General features: G+C 68.2%; 15 protein-coding genes, 1 pseudogene and 1 CRISPR repeat array. Of the genes and pseudogenes, 3 read left to right on the top strand and 13 right to left on the bottom strand.

The features are described from left to right. Positions 1–14: 14 nt before the first annotated feature. From cas1e to DCW30_RS25430, 7 genes are all read right to left on the bottom strand, one after another. The gene (gene cas1e / locus DCW30_RS25460) at positions 15–1,007 is read right to left on the bottom strand and encodes a type I-E CRISPR-associated endonuclease Cas1e (RefSeq protein WP_076683814.1); all 993 of its coding nucleotides are present in this window, start codon (positions 1,005–1,007) and stop codon (positions 15–17) included. Further along, entirely contained in the window at positions 1,004–1,666 is a 663-nt protein-coding gene (cas6e, locus tag DCW30_RS25455; protein ID WP_076683812.1) for a type I-E CRISPR-associated protein Cas6/Cse3/CasE, read from the bottom strand. The genes cas1e and cas6e overlap by 4 nt, the downstream gene beginning before the upstream one ends. Beyond that, positions 1,663–2,526: a type I-E CRISPR-associated protein Cas5/CasD gene (gene cas5e / locus DCW30_RS25450; protein WP_076683811.1), complete on the bottom strand. Its 864-nt coding sequence runs from the start codon at positions 2,524–2,526 to the stop codon at positions 1,663–1,665. Before cas5e ends, cas6e begins: the two co-directional genes overlap by 4 nt. Further along, complete coding sequence (gene cas7e / locus DCW30_RS25445; RefSeq protein WP_076683810.1) at positions 2,523–3,698, bottom strand: type I-E CRISPR-associated protein Cas7/Cse4/CasC; 1,176 nt, start codon at positions 3,696–3,698, stop codon at positions 2,523–2,525. The genes cas5e and cas7e overlap by 4 nt, the downstream gene beginning before the upstream one ends. 70 nt (positions 3,699–3,768) lie before the next feature. After that, positions 3,769–4,521 carry a type I-E CRISPR-associated protein Cse2/CasB gene (gene casB, locus DCW30_RS25440; protein WP_079249937.1) on the bottom strand — a complete coding sequence of 251 codons (753 nt, stop codon included), beginning with the start codon at positions 4,519–4,521 and terminating at the stop codon, positions 3,769–3,771. Next, a complete protein-coding gene (casA, locus tag DCW30_RS25435) occupies positions 4,518–6,128 on the bottom strand; it encodes a type I-E CRISPR-associated protein Cse1/CasA (protein ID WP_076683809.1) in 1,611 nt (536 codons plus the stop codon). Before casA ends, casB begins: the two co-directional genes overlap by 4 nt. A gap of 163 nt (positions 6,129–6,291) precedes the next feature. Further along, positions 6,292–9,159 carry a CRISPR-associated helicase/endonuclease Cas3 gene (locus tag DCW30_RS25430; RefSeq protein ID WP_076683808.1) on the bottom strand — a complete coding sequence of 956 codons (2,868 nt, stop codon included), beginning with the start codon at positions 9,157–9,159 and terminating at the stop codon, positions 6,292–6,294. Positions 9,160–9,330: 171 nt separating this feature from the next. After that, positions 9,331–10,518: a CRISPR direct-repeat array (repeat unit 29 nt; unit sequence GTGCTCTCCGCGCGAGCGGAGGTGAGCCG). A gap of 359 nt (positions 10,519–10,877) precedes the next feature. Between DCW30_RS25430 and DCW30_RS25425 the strand changes: the two are divergent. From DCW30_RS25425 to DCW30_RS25415, 3 genes and pseudogenes are all read left to right on the top strand, one after another. Then, positions 10,878–11,787, top strand: a pseudogene (locus DCW30_RS25425) (DUF5655 domain-containing protein). A gap of 495 nt (positions 11,788–12,282) precedes the next feature. Then, positions 12,283–12,519: a DUF397 domain-containing protein gene (locus DCW30_RS25420; RefSeq protein WP_198504350.1), complete on the top strand. Its 237-nt coding sequence runs from the start codon at positions 12,283–12,285 to the stop codon at positions 12,517–12,519. A gap of 88 nt (positions 12,520–12,607) precedes the next feature. Beyond that, entirely contained in the window at positions 12,608–13,519 is a 912-nt protein-coding gene (locus DCW30_RS25415) for a helix-turn-helix domain-containing protein (protein ID WP_123985582.1), read from the top strand. Here DCW30_RS25415 and DCW30_RS25410 read toward each other — a convergent pair. From DCW30_RS25410 to DCW30_RS25385, 6 genes are all read right to left on the bottom strand, one after another. Beyond that, on the bottom strand, positions 13,509–14,339 hold the full coding sequence (locus DCW30_RS25410) for an SAM-dependent methyltransferase (protein ID WP_076683806.1): 831 nt from the start codon (positions 14,337–14,339) through the stop codon (positions 13,509–13,511). The genes DCW30_RS25415 and DCW30_RS25410 overlap by 11 nt on opposite strands. 345 nt (positions 14,340–14,684) lie before the next feature. Beyond that, the gene (locus DCW30_RS25405) at positions 14,685–14,921 is read right to left on the bottom strand and encodes a hypothetical protein (protein ID WP_123985581.1); all 237 of its coding nucleotides are present in this window, start codon (positions 14,919–14,921) and stop codon (positions 14,685–14,687) included. Positions 14,922–15,472: 551 nt separating this feature from the next. Then, positions 15,473–16,834 (bottom strand): SPDY domain-containing protein, encoded by a 1,362-nt coding sequence (locus DCW30_RS25400; protein WP_076683804.1) that lies wholly within the window; start codon positions 16,832–16,834, stop codon positions 15,473–15,475. A 66-nt stretch (positions 16,835–16,900) separates the two neighbouring features. After that, positions 16,901–18,025 (bottom strand): DnaB-like helicase N-terminal domain-containing protein, encoded by a 1,125-nt coding sequence (locus tag DCW30_RS25395; protein ID WP_079249936.1) that lies wholly within the window; start codon positions 18,023–18,025, stop codon positions 16,901–16,903. Further along, complete coding sequence (locus DCW30_RS25390; protein WP_076683800.1) at positions 18,025–19,296, bottom strand: DNA cytosine methyltransferase; 1,272 nt, start codon at positions 19,294–19,296, stop codon at positions 18,025–18,027. Before DCW30_RS25390 ends, DCW30_RS25395 begins: the two co-directional genes overlap by 1 nt. Next, positions 19,293–20,216, bottom strand: a complete 924-nt coding sequence (locus DCW30_RS25385) for an adenine nucleotide alpha hydrolase family protein (protein ID WP_237283535.1) — start codon at positions 20,214–20,216, stop codon at positions 19,293–19,295. Before DCW30_RS25385 ends, DCW30_RS25390 begins: the two co-directional genes overlap by 4 nt. Positions 20,217–20,228: the final 12 nt, after the last annotated feature.

The raw sequence follows: 20,228 nt of genomic DNA, 5'->3' as shown, positions 1-20,228 counted from the left end.
TTCCGTGGGCAGGGTTACGGCTGGCTTCCGTGGTTGATGCCGGCGGGCACGGAGCCGGCTACGGGGTCCCAGAGGTCGACCAATTGTTCCGCGGGGTCGGGGGGCCCGTAGGTGCGGTCGGGGTCGAGGAGTTGCTGGATGTCGGTGACTATGCGGGGGAGCAACTGGAAGAGGCGTAGTTCGTGGCGGAAGGAGCGGCGGGCTTCGCTTTCGGGGTTCGGTGAGGCGTGGAGGGAGAAGGCGAGGGGGATGGTGAGTTCCGCTTTGTAGAGGTCGGCGATGTCGTAGACGAAGGCTTGCTGGTTGCCGCTGTGGACAAACCCGAGGGCGGGGGAGCAGCCGAGTGCGGTGATGGCGGCGTGGACGATGCCGTAGAGGCAGGTGTTGGCCGAGGAGAGGGCGAGGTTGACGGGGTCTTGGCTGTCCCAGGAGGAGGGGTCGTAGGAGCGGCGGAAGCGGCCGATCTTGTGCTGGCGGGCGAGGAGTTGGTAATGGGCTTTGACGCGTTGGCCTTCCATGCCGCGGAGTTTGTCGAGGGTGGTTCCGTTGGTTGCGGTTCCGTTTCCGAAGCGCAGTTCGTACATGGCCTGGGCGATGGTGAGGCGGTCGGTGTCGTTGGCCCAGGCGCGGGTCTGGCGTTCGAGCCAGAGGGTGGTGAGGGATTCGGGGACGGCGGCGGAGTAGCAGCGGACGCCTCCTGATCCCGTGGTGATGACGGTGGTGCCGTTTCTGGCGAAGGTGGTGAGGGCGCGGGCGGTGATGGGGGTGCCGGGGCCGAGGAGGACGCAGCTGAGGGCCGCGGTGGGGAGGTAGACGGTTTCGGTTCCTCGTTGTTCGCTGGTGACTTCTGCGCAGACACCGGTGTCGTCTTGGTGGATGCGGACGATGTCGAGGTAGAGGAAGGACAGGGAGTCGGCGATGCGGGGGAGCATGGCAACGGTGGGGGCGGCGAGTCTGCGCCGGGCGTTGCTGTTGGTGAGGGGCTTGGTGGCCGGTGGTGGGGTCATGGGGTCTGCCTTGCGGGGGCGATGCTGAGGAGACCGCAGCCGTATGCCTTGCCTCTGCCGATGCCGTTGAGGATGGCTTTGCGCAGGAGGTCGGTGTCGATGATGGCGGCGGTCCCGTCGAACTGGGTGCGGGTGTGTCGGATGTTTTGGGGCGGGGCTCCGTCGGGGCGGCGTTGTCCGCGGACGGCGTCCAGGGGATGGGAGTGGTGGGTGAGGGGTTTGATGCCGCTGTGGTCGGCTTGGCGGAGCCACCATTCGTCGGCTGCGGCGCCGGTGAGGGCGACGGCGGGCGGCAGGTTGTAGAGGGCGCGGGTGGTGGCGCCGGGTTTGCGGACGGGGCTGGCGGTGCAGCGGTAGCGGATGGTGAGGCCGGGGCGGATGGCGTCGATGAGTGCGTCGAGGGGGCGGGCGAGGGTGGTGCCGTAGCCGTTGGGGAGGCGGGCGGTGTCGGGTTCGTGGGTGGACTGGAGGAGGAGGTGGGGGCCGGCGGGGGTGTCTTCGGCGCGGAAGAGGATGCCGAAGCGGGCGCGGGGGTCGGGGCCCGCGTTGGACGGAAAGAGGCTCATGATGCGGCGGTGGGTTCCGATCGGGTCGCCCAGATCGCGGCGGGCTTCACGCGAGCGGGCGTCGGGGATGATCCGGGTGAGCCAGAGCGTCATCGTCGGCTCCCTTCGGGGGTGTGCAGCCGGGTGTCGAGGTAGCTTCTGAGTGCGGTGAGCTGCTGGACGCCGAGTCCGGCGAACTGAGCATGGGGCAGGTGCAGGGTGCGCCGGTACAAGGGGCGGGCTCGGTAGGCGCGATGGCTCGGGTGGTAGCTGACGGGCTGGTCGTTGAGCTGGCCTGATGCGTGAGTGCCGTCCTCGTGGGTTCTACTGGTCGTGGGGACGGGGGCGGGCAGGAAGGTCAGCGGGCGGTCTGCCAGGAATTCCACGGGTGAGCCTTCCGCTGCCTTCTTTCTGGGTGGCGGTGCGGCGAGTGGTAGGTGGATGAGGTGGTGCAGGGCGTTGTCGCTCTGCCCGAGCAGGAGGGGGCCTTCGGGCGGGCAGGAGCGGCGGCCGAGGTGCAGGGGCCATTGGGGGTTGCGCAGGGCGTTCGCGCAACGGTCGAGGAGCGCCTGGGTGTCGGGGGTGGGCTGCGGGGTGGTGAGGGCGAGGGTGAAGGCGGCGTCGGCGAGGTAGTAGCGGTGGGTGAGGAGGGTGCCGGTGTCGCCGGGGCGCTTCTTGCCCTCGGCGGTGGTGACGGTCGCGTTGCCGGGGAGACCGCCGCCGACGGTGTGCAGGTCGTGCAGCAGGACACCTGGCCGGTCGGTACGTACGGTCAGATGCAGGGTGGTGAGGTCGCCGATGGGCTGGTCGCGGTGGCGGCCGAGGGCGGAGGCGAGCATGCCGATGACGCCGGAGCGGGTCGGGAAGGAGGCGGTGTCACGTTCATTGAAGTGGCTGTGAAGGCCCCAGGACTGCAGGGGTCCGGTCAAGCGGAGCAGAAGTCCCGGCTCGGGCGCGGGGTGCGGGGTGGTCATGCGCCACCGCCGGAGGGCAGGGCGTGCGTGAGGGCGGTGTCGATGAGGGTGTCGTAGTTGGTGTGGCGGGTGCCGAGGCTGTCGAGGCCCTTGGCGTCGATGCCGGCCCAGCCTGCGGTGAGGATGCCCCCGGTGCCGAGAAGGCGGTTGGCCTCACCGGCGTACGTGGACAGCGTGGCGCGGGACGGGACCCCGTAGCCGCCCTGGCCTGACGCGATGACGGGGTTCTCGAATGCGGCCGCGTAGGAGAGAGGTCGGTCGGTGCGTACGGAGATGTGGGCGAGGTCGGGGATCGTGTGCGGGGCGGTGGAGTTCTTCTTCGCCTGTGGCAGGGACAGGATGAAGGCACTGAGGAAGGCAGCGGTGAGTTCGCGGAGCTGGTCGGGGTGGTCGCCGACGTTGCGGGCGAGGTCACGCAGGTCGACGGTGGCGAACCGGTAGAAGGTGCCGGCGCTGAACTCGGTGTGACCCATGTGGCCGCTGCCGCTCTGGTCGCCCCAGTGGGCGGTGATGTCGTCGACGGCGGAGAAGTAGTCGAGTTCGACGTCGGTCTCGTGGGTGGTGAGGGCGTGAGCGACCTGGACGGCGCCGTCGACACCGGCGTTGTCGACTTCCGCGAGCATGCGGCCGAAGAGGTTGATGACGCCGTTGCGGGCGCGCAGGATCGCCTCGACGCGGTCGGCGGGCAGGATGCTCTTGTCGGCGGGCTTCTTGATGTCCTTCGCGCTCTGGAGAGCCTCGCGGAACTCTTCCACCAAGTCGACGAGTTCGGTCACGGCCGTGTCGGGGACGTAGACCATCGCGTTGGTGAGGACCTTGTTGGCAACAATCTGCTTCTGGTCCTTGGGGTCCTTTGCGAGGGCGAACGTGATGCTGCTGGCCGCAGCCGTGTGCGCACCGGCCTTCTCGGCGAGGTCCTGCGGCCAGCCGCGAGTCTCGGTGAGGACGCGGGTGACTCGCTCACCGATGCGGCGGGTGCGCAGCGCCGCCTGGCCGATGCGGTCCTCGAACACGCCACGGATGGCCCGCTTCCAGGACTGGCTGCTGACCCGGGTGCGCAGCACGTTGCCGTACTGCACCGTCTTGACCGAGTTCGTGTCGTCGCGGTTCAAGTTGGCGAACGGGATGCTCTGGAGGACGTGGATGTCGATGAAACGGGCGGCCATGGGCATGCTGCTGTGACTCCTTCGTACGGGGTGCGTGAGGTGTGCTGCGCGGTCTACGGAGATGGGTGGTGTGTGGTCAGGGAGAGGCGGGGCTCTCCGCCGGGGTCGCCACCGCTTCCTTCTCGTCGGCTTCGTCGGCCTGTTGCGCGGTGGCCTTGTCCCGCAAGCGGTAGAAGTCTTGGAGCCAGGTGCGGGAGATCCGCCCGGAGCGGGCGCGCCAGCCGCCGAGGTCGTCGAGGAGCTGGGCCCAGTCGACTTCCACGCCCAGCGAGCGCAGGTAGCCGACGGAGGCGGGAAGATGCCGGTGCAGGCCCTTGACACTCTGGCGGGTGAGGAGGTTGAGGCGGCTCTCGGCGGTTCCTGCCCGCATCTCCTTCTCCCGGCCCGGCCCCTCGGTGACTGCCATGGCGAACGCCGTGCCGAGGCTGGCGCGACGCGGCCGGGGTGTGCTGCGGGAGGGCTCCTGCCCGCCGGGCTGCACCTGGTCGTCGTCCGAGTGTTCGGCGGCCGTCAGCGCGCTGCGGGGCTGGGCCGCGATCATCGCCGCGATCGTGTAGTAGGCCCGCTCCACATCCTGGGAGCGCGGCTCGGGGAGCCACGGTGCGACCAGGCGGTGCATGCGCCGAACGGAGTCGAGGTCCTTGCGCAGCCCGCTGCGCAGAGCGCTGCGGGCGCCCGGATCGTCGCGGCAGATGTGTTCGACCCAGGTGGTGAACGCCCGAGCGCCGCCGCCCCGCGGTGTTCCGCTCTGCTGCGGAACGGTCGGTGCCGTCCCGGCCGGTGGGGCAAGCGGTGCGTCCTGAGTGCTGGGCGGGGGAATGGCGGTCATCCGGTGGGCTCCTTGGTTTTCGCGCGCGGACTGGGTGAGGTCCCCGGCTGGGTCTTCGGCTGTGTGCCGTAGAGGTCGAGGCGGGCCTGCGACACGGCCTTCGCACCGCGGACGGTACGAGTCACGGGCTCGGTCACCGCGTCGTACGCCTCCTGGGCCAGGTGGAGGAAGGCCCGGCGGGTGGCCGCCGGGTCGAAGCCGCCGTCGGCCACGTCACCGGTGCCGTCCAGGAGACGGAACCGTGCCCAGAACTCTGCCTCCGCCCGAGGCCAGTAGCGGGCACCGGCCTCTGCTGTCCAGGCGGCACCGTCCGCTTTGGCATCCCTGACATAGGCGGACCAGGCGCTCTTGACGGCCCGGTCCAGGCGTCGTCCGTACATTTCTCCGAACTGCCGCAGCCGACCGACCGCAGGGACGGTGCGCGGGTCGTTGTCTTCCGCATATCCCAGGACGGCGGGGGTGCTCGCGTCGATGAATTGCGTGTCCTTGGCCTGCCCCTCCTGGTCGAATCCGAGCGCCCGGACCCGCAAGTCCTCGGAGACCTGGACCGCTGAGCGGAAGACGCGGGGCTGCTGCGGGTGCGCACTGCCGGCCGGCGGGTGCTGCAGCAGCAGCGCGTCCAGGTCTCTCCACAGCGCACGCCCCGCGTCCGCGGGACGCGGGTAGCGGTTGCCCTGCTGGCTGGTCTGCCAGATCAGGTAGTCGTCCTCCCTCGGCATCCGCTCGCCTCGGTAGGCCCAGGTGATGAACGCGTCCCGTGCATGTGTGCCGTCCTCGTCGGGAAGCAGGAGCAGCGCGTGCTGGGAACGGCCGGTGTGCCGCGAGCGCGGCCCCCGGGAGTGCCTCGGAGGGCGGTCAGGGGCGGGGAGTTCCTGCTGCTCCCACGGGCACAGGTCCTCCCGGCCGATCACTTCGTCCTCCGGGGGGACGAGGCCGGCGAGCAGTGTCTCGAAGAGGGAGTCACCTTCGGGGTGGTAGGACAGGGCGGTACGGAGCGGGCCGGCGGTGGCGCTCGCGCTTTTCATACCGTTGACTTCACGGGCCGAGCACCGGCCTGATGGCCCGTAGTAGTGCCATACCAGCAGGCTGAGGAAGGCTTCGGAGGCGGTGGGCAGTTCGGGGGCGGTGTCTGTGTCGTGCCGGAACCAGGAGTGATTGTTGCCCGAGGGGCGGGTGACGATGAGCTTGTTGACACCGGCGGTTTTCGCCCCGTCGCACTGTTCCGTCAGCCGGGGATCCTGCATCCAGGGGCGGCCGCCGGGAGCAAACAGGAAGAACCGGTCCTCGAAGTCCCGGAAGTACGCTTCCACTCCGTCGGGCGGAAGCCGGCCGGCGTCCAGAACGTCCAGACGGCGTACGTCCCAGTCGCCGTCCGGGCCCTGCTCGGTCAGGTCGGCCACCCTGGCCGTCAGCGCGTACAAAATGCGGAGCAGGGCTGCGTGCGCGGGTGCGTCGGCGATCGCCAAGCACTCGATGTCGTGGCTGCGCAGCAGCAGTTCGCGGAATCCCACGCGATCCGGGAGCTGCCCGGTCTCGGGTGCGGTGATGCCGGGTCTCCACCGGACGGGAACGCACGGTTGATGGATCAGGTTGTAGCCGGTCGCCATGGAGGTGTCCTGTCGTCATTCAGGCGGCGCTGCGGGTCGGAGGGGGAGAGCGCGGCCCGGGCCAGGCCGTGAACCGATCAATGGTCGCGCGTCAACTTTCCTACGGCGCCGTACACTTGGAATGTAGCGGAGGCGCAAAGCTGAAGTGGTAAAAGCGTGAAGCTCACTGGGCTTCGAGGCCGACGTCCGATATCGAGATCGTGTAGCGCCCGTGGTTGCACGTCCAACGTCCGTCTGCAGCAGGGCTCATACGCAGCAGAACGAGATCGCGCAGTGAGGGATGCGTCCCCCACTTCTGCGACGCTGCGGCATCGGACGCATCACCGCGTAGCCATCGGCCCGGTACCGGGGCCACCCGCCGTGCGACATCGGCCAGTTCCGCCGCCCGGAGGCCGTGCCGACCTCCACCGGGTACGTCGACCTTGCCTTGCGGGTCGAGCGTCGTGGTTCCGTCTGTCTGCTCGTACAGGCAGAGCACACGGCCGGTGTCGGCACCCAGACGTGTCGTCAGCAGTTCCTGGGTCACCCCCGCCTCTCGGGCGGACAGCTTGCTCAGATCGCCCTTCACGTCCGCCGGGGAGCAGATACTGGTCCAAGCCGCCAGATGCCGCTCGGCAGCCTCGCCAGCCATCCGCTCCTGGTCCAGCCTCACCAGTTCCTCATGGGCGGCGGCCTCCAGCCGGTCGACGAACTCTTCCTCGTACACCTCGTCGACCAGCCGCTGCACGTCACCAGGGACCGCGATGCCGCTCCGCGCGCACTCCCGCAGAGTCCGCGACGTGCGCAGAAGCAGCCCAGCGTCGTAAACCGTCCCCCACGAGCGGGGCGGTGCGGGTTTCTCGGAGTCTGCCAGCGGGTCGAGGACCACCAGCTCCGGTTCGTTCTCCGCAGCCGCCCACCCCGGCCGGCCGAGAGATCCACGCTGGTGCCGCCGTCCACGTCCGGCACGCTGCAACAACTGAGCGAGCGGAGCCAGGTCGCTCACCACCAGGTCGAAGTCGAAGTCCAGGGACTGCTCCACCACCTGCGTCGCCACCAGAACCGACCCTGGCCGGACCGAGAACGGGCCCCCTCCCGGCTTTCCGTACGCGGCCTCGCACTGGGCCGTAATCTTCGCCCGCTCGCCCGCCGGGTAACGGGAGTGCAGCAGTCGCACCCCGCCTGGGGAGGCCGCAAGCTGCGGGAAAGCCGCACAGACATCCCGATAGGTCTGCTGGGCCTCGCCCACCGTCGTGCAGCACACCAGGGCGGTACCACCTTCCGCGGCCACAGGTGCCAGTGCCTCCCGCAGCGCCGCACGCCTACCGCCCTCGCGCGTCGGCGCGTCGGCCGGGTCCGAGGCGTCCCAGACCACCGGCCGATGGGTTACCGTCAACGTCCGTGCACGATTGCTCTGCGTGCCGCGCGCGGGCGGAACCACCCCCGGGGCTCGACTGGCGAACAGCCAGCCGGGATAACGCGGCACCACATGCGACGGCTCGCGAATTCCGGCACCACGTCGGTAGGCGTCCACCAGGGAGCCGGCCGTGCGGCCCGTGAGCGTGGCGGACAGCAACACCACCGGTGCACGCATCTCACCCAGCCATTCGAGCAGCCGCACCAGAAGCTGATGCATCCACGGCCCGTACGCGTGCGCCTCGTCGACGACGAACACCTTGTCCGACAGCCCCAGCAGACGCAGCACGTTGTACCGCAACGGGAGCACCGCACTCAGAGCCTGGTCAATCGTCCCCACACCCAGCGGGGCGAGCAATCCACGCTTCGCACCCCGCAACCATCCGTCCGCCTCAACCGCGGTTTCCCTCCCCGCGCTCACGGCGCCGACACCGCCCTGACCGTCCGGCACGTCAGCACAGTTGTCGCTGCCCGGTGAACTCAGCCACGCCATCGAATGCAGCAGCATCAGCGCTCGTTCGCCAGACAGCGCCCTACCGGCGAACGCTGCCACTCGCGGCAGCATCGCGTCCGCGGTGCCCATCGTCGGCAGCGCGAAATACAGCCCTCGGGCGCCGACCGCCCGCCCCAGCAGAGAGGCCGCGAACAGAGCCGCCTCCGTCTTGCCGTCACCCGTCGGAGCCGTCACCAGCACCAGACCCGGACCGTGCTCCTGCACCAGCGCGGGAAGATGTTCCACGAGATCTTGTTGCAAGCTGTTGGGAGCGAAGGGGAACATTGCGCCGAACTCTCCGGTGGAGAAACTGGCTCGGCCCAGACGCGCAGCCCTCACCACCTCCGGTGCTGCTTGTTTCGCAGCCTGCCAATGTCCATCCACCTCAGCCGCCGTCCCCGACCACCCAGGGCCAGGAACTCGCGGTCCGATCGCAGACGTCTGACTTGCCAGCCAGTCCGCCACCACAACCAACCCTGCCACCACTACAGCCAGCCCCGCTGGCAACCCACCGCGAGGAATTGCGGACGCCCCCGTGGCCCGTCGCAGTTCGTCGAAATGCACCTGCCGCTGCTCAGCCCAACCACTGCGACCCAGGCCGGGGTTGTAATCACTGGCCCGAGCCGCCTCCTTCGCCTTCAGCACTGCGCCAAAGACGCCGTGATGACCGCCCAGCAACTGCGCGATCTGATGGCTCATAGACCTGTGCAGCAGACGCCCGCTCCCGGAATACCCGGCCTTCGTGAAGAGCTCGTAGAGGGACCAGTGGGAAGCGATCTCGTGGCGGAATCCCTTCTCGTCTTCGGCGCTCAGCGCGCTGACGTACGCCGGATCCTCGCGAATTGGCTTGTAGAGGAAAGGGACCTGAGCCTGAAACGGAGGAGTGATCTTGCCGATGTCATGCAACCCGGCCCAGAACGAGACCACTGACCGTGCCTCTGCCACGCTCAGGCCGAGCGCATCCGCAATGGCCGCCTTGGTCTCGTCGCTCAGAACGACATCCCACAGCACCTCGAACACCGCACTGGTATCAAGAAGATGGCACACCACCGGATACGGCTGCGACAGCCCGCTCTCCTTGCCCCACAGCCGAACATCCAGAACACAGTCCCCCGAGGCTCCCGCCTCGTCGAGCTTCAGCATGTCCACAGAGGTAGCACGCCCCACTGACAACGGCCCCAAATAGCCCAAGTTGACCCCGGCTTGAGGGGAGGGTCTTACACTCGCTGCGCGATGACAACGAATCGAGACGCATACACAGCGAGGGTCTGCAAAGAGATGGCAAAGCGGTCGAGTAAGACCAGGTCGCGAAGGGTGCTCTCCGCGCGAGCGGAGGTGAGCCGTCGGGGAAGACGGCTGCGGGGTCGTCTGCGGGGTGCTCTCCGCGCGAGCGGAGGTGAGCCGTCGCCACAAGCCTGCAATTCCAGGTGTTCGCGGTGCTCTCCGCGCGAGCGGAGGTGAGCCGCTGGCAGGGTAGCGGCGGATGAGATCGGCGAGGTGCTCTCCGCGCGAGCGGAGGTGAGCCGATCTCGACGGCGCCCTTCCACATGCTGGTGAAGTGCTCTCCGCGCGAGCGGAGGTGAGCCGCTTTGCTGACCACCGGCCGCTTTGGCTGCTTCGTGCTCTCCGCGCGAGCGGAGGTGAGCCGCCCGTCCGCTCCTGCTCCGACAGCCCACCCCAGTGCTCTCCGCGCGAGCGGAGGTGAGCCGGCGAAAGTCATCTCCCTGGAGACCGCCATCCGGTGCTCTCCGCGCGAGCGGAGGTGAGCCGACTCCTTCGGGGGCGAGGCCAGGCTAGGGGACGTGCTCTCCGCGCGAGCGGAGGTGAGCCGCTGTTCGAAGCGGTGCCGGGGCATGGTGAGGAGTGCTCTCCGCGCGAGCGGAGGTGAGCCGCGTGAACATCATGATGTGACGACCCACCGCCGGTGCTCTCCGCGCGAGCGGAGGTGAGCCGCCCGTACGCCTCGCCTCCTGAACTGCCACCCGGTGCTCTCCGCGCGAGCGGAGGTGAGCCGCACGAGGATCATGGCGGCGCGTCATGGCCGCCGTGCTCTCCGCGCGAGCGGAGGTGAGCCGACGTACAAGATCGCTTCTCCGTCCGGCAACGAGTGCTCTCCGCGCGAGCGGAGGTGAGCCGAACCGTTCGGCCGCGCCGGTACTGCTCATCAGGTGCTCTCCGCGCGAGCGGAGGTGAGCCGACGGCAGGACGGAGCGAAGCCGTGAGCCGACAGTGCTCTCCGCGCGAGCGGAGGTGAGCCGCCCCGGCCGGATCGGCTCGGGGCGTGCGGTGAGTGCTCTCCGCGCGAGCGGAGGTGAGCCGCCCGGTCAGGACCGAGGAGAGGACTTCTCCCCGTGCTCTCCGCGCGAGCGGAGGTGAGCCGGCGATGCCGAGCCAGAACAAGGCCCTGAAGGAGTGCTCTCCGCGCGAGCGGAGGTGAGCCGCTTGTCGCTGACCTTGCGCTGCTTCCTCTCGGGTGCTCTCCGCGTGAGCGGAGGTGAGCCGCCGCCCGGATACGCGATCTGGCCGCAGATCTCGGGCTTTCCGTGCGAGCGGACGTGAGTTGTCGGCCCCGGCGCCCCCCAGGGTGGCGCAATGCAGAAACGCGCTAGGTGCTTAGAAGGCACGTGCTCTATCCGCTGAGCTACGGGGGCTGACCTGCGTAAACGCAGCTTCCGGGAGTTGTCCCCCAGGTCGCGGGGGAAATATGGGGAATCGCGGATTCCCGGTGACAGGGGGACGCGAGCGCTTCCTGATCGGGCAGTACGTAAGGTCTCACATTATCTTCACGGCCCCCGAAGGCTCTCACGGAAACAATCCCGCACCCCGTCGGCGTTGGTGATCTCCGAGCCGAGGAGGAGAAGGTGTCGGGCCTGAAGCTGTTCCGCACGGACACGACGAATAGCGGCATGACGGAGGTCATGCCGCGTCTTGCTGAGATCGAGGCCGATGTGCAGGGCCTTGTCGAGGCGCACATGGAGACGCTGCTGGGCGTGCGGTTCCTGGCGAGCGAGTACAGCACGGGGCCCGCCCACGGGGGCCGGATCGACTCGCTCGGGCTGGACGAGAACGGATCACCGGTCATCGTCGAGTACAAGCGCGGCACGGACGTCGGCGTCATCAACCAGGGCCTGTTCTACCTGGCCTGGCTGATGGACCACCGGGCGGAGTTCGAGCACCTGGTCCGCGACCGCCTCGGGGTGACGGCCGCGTCCCAGGTCCTGTGGAGCGGACCGCGCCTGATCTGCATCGCTGGCGACTTCACCCGCTACGACGTCCATGCCGTGCGCGAGCACCGGCGTTCGATCGACCTGGTTCGCTACCGACTCTTTGGCAGGGATCTGCTCGGGCTTGAGACCGTGTGGCCTCCGTGAGCGGCGGCATGCAGGTGGCCCGCCGGGCACGGCGCCAGGCGGTTGCCCGGGCGGCGGTTGATGTCCAGGGTGCGCGATGCGCGAGTTGGCGGGTGCGGTCGACGAGGTCCTGCTGGGGCTCGGTGACGGTGTGAACCGGGTGGAGCGCAAGACCTACCGGGCGTATCAGCGGCTGCGGAACTTTGCCTGCTTGTGCCCGCCGCAGCGCAGCAAGCTGCTGGTCTACCTCAAGGTAGACCCGAAGGACGTCAATCTTGTTCCGGGCTTCACCCGGGACGTGTCCGGTCTCGGCCACCACGGGACGGGCGATCTGGAGGTCCAGCTCCGTACGCTCAGTGACGTAGAGCGGACGCAGGAGCTGTTCCGGGCAAGCTACGTGGACATGATCGCCCGCCGCTGACCATCCTTGTGGCGGGCTGCGCTATGTGTCGTGTCTGCAGCGGGGGAGGAGCCTCCCGACGAGCGGGCAGGGCGTGGCGGTGGACCATCCATGGTGTGCGGGATCGCCAGTTTGGCCAACCGGCGATCCCGCTACATTGCCCCGCCCGTGTAGACGCCTGTTCTGCGCTCTCGCGGCCGTACAAGGCCGCGTCACCCGCGTGTCGGGCATCGGTCTCAGAAGCTGAAGTGCGCGCCTCAGACGCTGCGGACGAGCCCCTTGCGGACCATTGGGCGCTTTTTGGGCCAACCGCGGGGAGAGATGGCCTGCGCTGACGCGGGTGGGGGTGGATCACTCGAAAGTGCGCAGCGATGTTCGAATTTTTGGGGTTCGGAGTCGGCTACGATTTCTCCCGTGCAATTGCATCATGGGATTGCACGGGGCCGTCCCATGCGTCAATTGCGGGGCGGCGATCTGAAAGTCGGATGTTCGACCGGGTGATGTGCGGAGGTGGGCGTGAACGGGTTGCGTAACGGTGTGCCGGCGGCGACGTTGGACGTTAGGTGGGTGAAGAGCGCAAAGAGTTCGGGGGCTGGTCAGTGTGTGGAGCTGGCGCCGCTGCCTGAAGGAAGGGTTGCGTTCAGGAATTCGACGGACCCGGCGGGGCCGGCACTCGTCTTCGAGGCGGGTGAATTCGTCGCCTTCCTGGATGGTGTGAAGAAGAACGAATTCGACCACTTGTGCGTATCTTGATGCGCAACCGGGCGTAATTCTGTTCGAGGGGACACGCAACTCTGGGGCATGCCATGATGTGCCATGCCCAATACCCAATGGAGTGCGCGTGTCCCCGAGCAATGACGGTGTTGTTCCTCTCTTTGGAGAGGGGGTACCGGAAGACCTTGAGCCCACCGCTGCCGGCGTGATGCTGGGAGTGGATCTGCGTACGTGGCGCGAGCGACGCAAGATTGCCACCAAGGAGGCCGCTCGGGCGATCAACGCGTCCTTGTCCAAGCTGTCTCGCTTGGAGCGAGCGGAAAGCCCGCCCGACGTACGGGACGTGCGTGATCTCGCGGACCTCTACGGGGTTGACGCTGACGAGCGCCTCCGCCTTGAATGTCTGGCCAAGCGTGCTACCGAGCCTGAGTGGGTCTGGCGTTACGCGGACTGCGCGCCGTCCTGGATGCGCCGCTTGATCGGGCTTGAGGCCAAGGCGTCGCTACTAACGACCTTCGAGATGAAGGTCGTTCCCGGTCTGCTGCAGACTGCAAACTACGCCCTCCATATCAGCGCGAATGGGCTGAACGTGGACCTGGCCGATCCGCTGGTCCAACAGTGCGCGGCACTCCGCGAGGAGCGTCAGCAGCGTGTCTTTGGCCAGCACGAACCTCCTCGATCGGTCTTCCTCCTTGACGAGGGCATCCTCTATCGCCAGGTGGGTAACCGGGAAATCATGCGGGAGCAGATGCTCCGGCTGCGCGAGTTGTTGGAGCAGCCGCACATCGCGATTCGCATCGTGCCTTTCCATGGCAGGGTGGTCTCCAACTACGGTTCGGTCACGCACCTGCGCTTCGCGCTCCAGGGTCTGCCGCCACTCGTCTATATCGAGGGGCACGACGACGCCACTTATCACACCAAGCAGGAAGAAGTGGAGCGTCATGTGACGCTGTTGCTCCGGCTCAGCGATGAGGCTGCGGAATCGACGGGGGACAGCCGGGCCATGCTCGACAAGGCCGTCGCACGGTTTAGGGACTGATCGCTTCCGAAGCGGGGACCTGCGCCAGCCCACCGTAGTCGTACCATTCGATGCTGCGTTGATGCTGGCGCAGGTCCGAGTCCGGCCGCCAGTCCGTGATGTCCACCAGCCCCGGACTCAGCACCTGGAGACCTTCGAAGAGGTCCTCCACCTCGTGCTGCTCGCGCACTCGGCCCCAGTTGTTGTTTGTCTCTTGCTGCATCAAATCAGTGACGGAGTCGCGCAGCTCCCTGTCGTCGCTGACTAAGTGGCAGATGACGACGTAGTCGCCAGGGCTGAGGTGGCTGGTTACCTGGCGGACGATGCCGGCCGGGTCTTCCACGTCCTTAATGCAGTGCAGGACCGAAATGAACAGTGCTGCCCTGGGCATCGTTGCTGATTGGTCGTCGGTGAAGAGACGTCTGACCTCCGGTGCGGCGAAGATGGCGTCTGGGTCCCGCATGTCCCCTGCCACCATGGCAGTGTTCGCGTTGGCGTCGAGCAGGGATCGCCCGTGTCCGCGAACCACGGGGTCGTTGTCCACGTACACCACCCGGGCATCGGGGGCGACCGTCTGCGCCACCTGGTGCACGTTGTTCTGTGTGGGCAGGCCCGAGCCGAAATCCAGGAACCTCCGGACCTGGTACTCGTCGGCGAGAGTATGGACGACCCGCTCCAGGAACCAGCGGTTATTCCGGGCCAGGGCCTTCGTTGTTGGCGCCCTCTTCAACAGTTCCCGACATGCCGCCCGGTCGGCTTCATAGTTGAAGGTGCCGTCCAGTAACCAGTCGTACATCCGTGCAGCACTCGGCACGGAAAGATCTACATGAGATTGACCCAATGGTTCGGCCCCTCCTGGTCGAGCCCCGATCTCTCCAGGGAATGAGCGGCCATCGTAGAAGGGCAGCACAAGATCCACCAGTCGCTTGGGGGAGCGAATGGTGCGTGCGGTGGCGCGGGGGTGGCGCAGACATGGCGTTTCCCGCGCTGTGCGGACGGTGACGGTCTGGCCGAGATCAGGCCATCGAATGACGCCTCCGCCGGCCGTTCGATTTGTTCAGGCGGCGTTTCCGACGAGGGTGGGCCGGGGTCCCCGGGCGGCTAGGGCATTGATCGCGCCGTCGGGGCTGACAGCTACTCGGAGAGCTCCGCCCGCCCCGGAGGCCGGAGACGGGCGGTCTCGTTCTCAGCCGAACGTGGCGTCCCCAAGGTGGAGTTGAACGGTCACCTCAATGGAGGGGCCCTGCTCCGGAGTGGCGGACAGGCTGATTCCTGCGGTCGCGAGCGTGACCAGAGCGGCCGAGCACATCACTCGGCCGAGTGCAGGAATGCCGGGAAGCGCCGAGGGTTCGATGGTCGGACTGGTACCGTGCAGACGCCCGGAGGGGCCAGTGATGACCCCTCGGCGATGCGGATTGAGCATGCGCACACTCCTCTTGATCTGATCGCACCCTGGAGGGCGGGGGCAACCGTCCTCTAGGGCGGGCTCCGCGAATGCGGTGCCAGATCGAAGGTAGCGTCACTCAACTCATCTAAGTGACAATTTGGTTATCCATGCAAAGTCAGATTCCCGACTGTCATGCACGGGCGAACGGGAGATTGAGATACGTTCGCTTGTTCGTACTCCTGGTGTCTGGGGTTCAATTACTCAGCCGAGACGCCGCGCCGATGGTCAGAGCGAACGGCCGACGATGGGATCGGCGACGTTCGCCGGGGCGACGGGCGGACTGATCGCGAGGTTGGTCTGGCATTCGCGGCCCGCGGGCTGAGCTTGGCGTGTGGCGGTCTGATGGGCAAGGGTCTCGGCGAGGTCGGTCAGCAGCTCGTTGGAGCATCTCCCAGGACGTGCTGATGGCCAGCACGCACATTGCCCGGCCGAAGTTCCACTCGACTTAGATGATCGCCGCGCCCGAACCGCCGGGTTGGCCAACCGGCGATCCCGCGCTATGTTGCCCCGCTCGTGCGGGGTGATGATCAGCGTGAACGGCTGGCGGGTCGGCCGGGCGTGACCGCCGGAGCCGCCGACACGCTGGTCGCTAGGCAGATCCTGTGTTCACGGCCCGACTGCGTCTGGCGCGTGCCGGTCTCGTGGGCGAGCGTTTCGGAGAGGTCGGCCAACAGCGGACTCGGGATGTGCGGGGACGCGGTGATGGCCCAGGTGGGCCGATCCGGATTGGGCCCGGCCCAGATAGTCCATGTGGCCGAGTGGGCGTGCTGAGCGGTCAGTGGGTCGAACTGCACGCCTGCTTCCCCGTCGGGGGATGTCCATCGGATCCCGTGACCGGTCAAGGTGTGTTTCCACCCAGCCTCCGTGAGCGGCTGAGTGGCTGCGGTGACCGCCTTCTCGTCCACCGGGCTGTCGATGGCCGTGTTCCAGCCATCGCCGTCGCCCAGGTGGATCAGGAGAGCCTGCAGTACGGGGGCAGGAGTGGCGCTGGTCGCGGTGAGGTGCCACTTGCGGTCGGAGACGGGTGTCTCGTAGGCGGCCACGGTCCAGGCGGTGTCGTGGGCGGTGGTTTCGTGGACGTGTTCGATGCGCAGGGTCTGCGATTCGTGGATGGCGTGGGTCGTTGCATCGGACCAGGTGCGCCACTTCTGGAACTCGCGATGTGTGCCGAGGAAGCTGTCGAGGAGGGCGTCGTGGTCGCCGGCATCGGCCAGGTAGACAGGGACGGTCTCCGGCTCCGGCCGGGCGGGTTCGGGCTTGGACGTGGTGACGTCGAAGACGGAGCGCGCTGCGATGGCGGCGCGTTCGGTGTCAGTCAGGGGTGCAGGCCCAGGACGCATTCCGCCCGCGTGAGTCTCCTCGAAGGCGAGCAGGGCGCTTGCGGGTGAGTCGAAGGTGCCGGCGACCTGACGCAGGTGGTCCTCGCCGTGCAGGTAAACGGACTTGCCGCCTCGGTGCAGATAGGTACCGACCGCGACGGTGGTGTCGCCGTCGCGGGCGTGGGCGTGGATCAGGAGGCGGCCGTTGCGGATGTCGTCGTGGATCTTCTGGGCCTCGCTGGAGACCTCGCGGATCTCGCCGCGGGTGAGCCAGGGTATCGGGTAGTTCGCCCAGGTCCATTCCTCGTAGATGGCCTCCTGGAGCCGTGGGGTGACCTCGACGGTGATGCCTTCGTCGATCAGCTTCTGGGCGGCGTCGGCGGCCCAGTAGGGCTCCTCGTGATCGATGCGGGCCAGGATCAGGACGCCTGTGGCGGCGACACTCCAGTCGGCAGCCTCTAGAGCTGAGGAGGCGACGTGGGCCTGGGTGCCAGTCAGGTGGGCCTGCACGGCGCTCGGGTGCGTGGGGTGGGTGTCGAGACGGACGTGGGCGTCGATGGAAGCAGTCATGCGGGGGGTCTCATCTGTTCTGCCGGTGGCCGGACATGCGGGTCCGGCCACCGGCGTACTCGGGGACTATCGGGTTGCTCGTGTGGATCGGGCGGTGTGTGCGGCCGTAGTGGTCGGCGGGCCGGCGCGGATAGAGGGCGCCGACCGCCGCTGCTGTGACGGGGTGCCTCCGGTGGCGTTCTGCCAGCGGGTGCGGACGGCTGCGGTGTCAGCGAGAGCGCGGCGGGCACCGACGACGAGCTGGAAGGGGGTGTTCGCCGGGTCGCCGGCGTACGCCTCGATGCGCCGTCCGGTGCGTTCGGCCGTTGCCAGGAGGGAGCGCCGCAGGGCGCGTTCGCCCCAGTGCCCGACGGATCCGGCTGGTTCGGCCAGCATGCGCAGGACTTCGCCTGGTTCACGGCCGTTGTCCAGCAGGCCGCGCTGCTGAGCTTCCCACAGGACGGTGACGGGGTCGACGGGCTCGTTGCGGCGGGCGAGGGTGGTCAGGCACTGCCACAGGCCGGCGTGCAGCGGCAGGGTCAGGTCGTCGGGCAGCAGCCACCGGACGGTGTCGATGTCGGCGGGGCGGGCGGTGGCGGTGGCGAGGAGCAGTTGCTCCTCCTCGGCCGCCTCGGTGTGGTCCGGGGCGGCGGCGGGAGGAGGTGCCGGGGTACGGGGCAGGACACCGGAGCGCGGGGGGAAGCGGTTCGCGATGTCGTCCACGATCGCGGTGAGTACATCGGTCTCGGCGAGCGCTGTCTGGACGGGGTGCGGGAGGGAGGCGTCGTGGACGGTGTGGACGAGGCGTTCGGCGGCCGTCAGCAGCCGGCGGCGGGCGTGTTCGGCCTCAACCATCCGGGCGTAGGCGGGGGCGTGGCTGGGCCAGGGGCAGACCTGGACGAGCGCGTGCAGGTAGGAGGCGGTCAGCCCGCGAGCCTGCTCCCGGCTGACGGTGAGCACGCGGTCGAGCCACTTAATGTTCCTCGCGTGTTCGGCGGGGTCGGGGCGTGGCAGGGTGCTGATCGCGGCGTACAGGGCGGCGTGCGCGGCGGTGGAGAACGAGTCGGCGGTGATGCCGTTCACGTCGTCCAGGCGGTGCGGGTCGAGGAGGAGGGCCCCCAGGAGTGCCTGCTCGACGTGGAACACCGGCTGGGGCGGTGGGACGGCGTCGAGGTCATCTTCGTCTGGTTCGGGAGTGGGGGTGTGGGGCATCAGGCGGCGAGGGTGAAGTCGTCGGGGTCGAGGGTGACGCCGAGGTGCGGGGCGAGGAGGTGGCCGGCGAGGAGCGGGGGAACGGCGTTGCCGATCTGGGAGAAACGCTGGCCCTTGTTGCCGGCCCAGGGGTAGTCGGCGGGGAAGGTCTGCAGGAGGCCGGCCTCGCGGGCGGTGATCCGGATCGGCTCGGGAACGGCCGGCGCATCGGCTTCTTCGACTGGCGGTGTGGCGGGTTCGGCGACCCAGGTGCACTCGTTCGCGCGGTGCCCGAAGAACAGCGTGCCGGCCGGCTCGGACGCCGGACGGATGGTGGCGTTGGCCTGGTTGTTGCTGCGCAGGGACCAGGACCAGCGGTGGGCCTCGGCGGTGAACGTGGGCGCCGGAGCGTCGGCGGCCCGGTTTTCTCGGGTGCCGTGCCGGGCCGCCCATCCGGCGCCTTCGCGGCGGGACTGCAGGACCACACGGTCCGGCCGAGGCATCCAGGTGCCGCGCTCCCGGGCGTCGGACAGCGTCTTGCGGGAGCCCGACGGGAACGGCTCGGGTCCGCCGCCGGGTCCGCCGCCTGCGCAGACGGTGGGGACGGGCCGGTCAGTCGCGCCCCACCCCAGGGCTTCGGCCATGCTGACCCAGCGGGCGCGGCCCGGACCGAACAGCGATTCCGGTTCGGCGAGCTGGGCGTGCGTGGGCGTGGGCGGCTGCGCTGTGCGGACGCGGGAGGCCAGCAGGATCGCCCGCTTCCTGGTCTGCGGGACACCGAAGTCGGCGGCGTTGAGGATCCCGCACCAGACGGAGAACCCCCACCCGCGCAGGACGGCCGCGTACTGCTTCCACAACGGCAGCACGTCCGATACTTCCTCCATGGCCACCCAATCGGGCTCACCGACCGTGTTCAGCGCGTAGAGGTAGCGCATCGGCTCGGCGGCGAGCAGGGAACGCTCGTCACGGCACGCGGTGAGGAGGCGCTCGCGGGTATCGCGCCCGGTGGCCAGATCCTCGACCGCTGCGTGCACCAGCGGCTGGTCGACCAGGCCGAGGCGCTTGCCGGCCATGCTCCACGCCTGACACGGCGGCGAAGCGATCACACCGCAGGTGCGGCCGACGAACGGCCATACCGGATACCTCGCCACATCGCACCGGATGGTCAACTGCCCCGCCGCAGCACGGGTCTTGCACGCCCACTGATCCCATTCCAGCCCGACGTCACGCACGCCCAGGACGTGCAACGCCCTGCTCCAGCCGCCCGGCCCCGCGAAGAGATCGAGTATCACGTGGCCAGCCCAAAGTCGTCCCGTGTCAACGCGTCGGCGTCGCCGCGGCACGCCCAGGGCGAGCAGCCGTCCTCGACCCCCTTCTCTAGGACGTCGGCCTCGTCGGCGCTGATCCGCAGGGCAGCTCGCTCGGCAGCCGTGACGTGATCGATGGGGGCTTCGCTGAGCGGGACGCGGGAGCGGTGCAGGAACGCCTCGCCGAGCAGGCGGCTGCCCGAGGCGTTGGCGCGGGCATTTCCCTGCCGGATGGCCGCGTCGAATTCGACGACGTCCGCCCACTCGGACGGAGATGTGTCCCTGATATGTCGCCACTGCGCATTTCCATGGAACGGGCATCCCAGGCAACTCGACTTCGGGGTATCGGCGAGACCGAGAGAGGTCAGGTAGCGCACGCAGTCGGCCCTGCTCCAGGACATGTCCAGGAGTGGGTGTCGGTTCCGCATGTACTTGACGTCCGCGTCCTTCGCGCGGTGGAATTCATCCGTGGAGATTCCTACCCACTGCTCGACGAAAACACCCTTCGGGATGCGGGCCGGATACGGGTAGCCGAGTAGCTCACGAACCTTCTGCTTGATCGGCTTCACCTTATATTCACCGGTGCACTGCCGACGGGTCATCCCAGGTCGCCCATCCTGATTGAGGATGTGAAGCGGCATGGAAGCGAACCGGCGATCCGGGTTCAGAGCGTCGTCGCGGATATTCCCGGCCGATACGCGCAGTACGGGTATTCCGGCGGGTGCGGCTATCTCTTCTTCCAGGCGGTTAAGGTGTGCATAGACCGCTGCGGGTTCCCATCCGGTGTCGGCGAAAATCGCGTAGTCGGCCTTCGGGAGAATGCCCTCGGCTGACAGTGCGAGGAGCGTGCTGGATTGAACTCCCGCGCCGAGGGAGAGGGCGCGGAATTGGGGCTGATCTGAAATGTTCTGTCCTGG

The organism is Streptomyces alfalfae (genome assembly GCF_004127445.1).
Lineage (GTDB): Bacteria > Actinomycetota > Actinomycetes > Streptomycetales > Streptomycetaceae > Streptomyces > Streptomyces alfalfae.
Note: the sequence above shows the minus strand (reverse complement) of the source record. Positions and strands in the feature narration are given on the sequence as shown.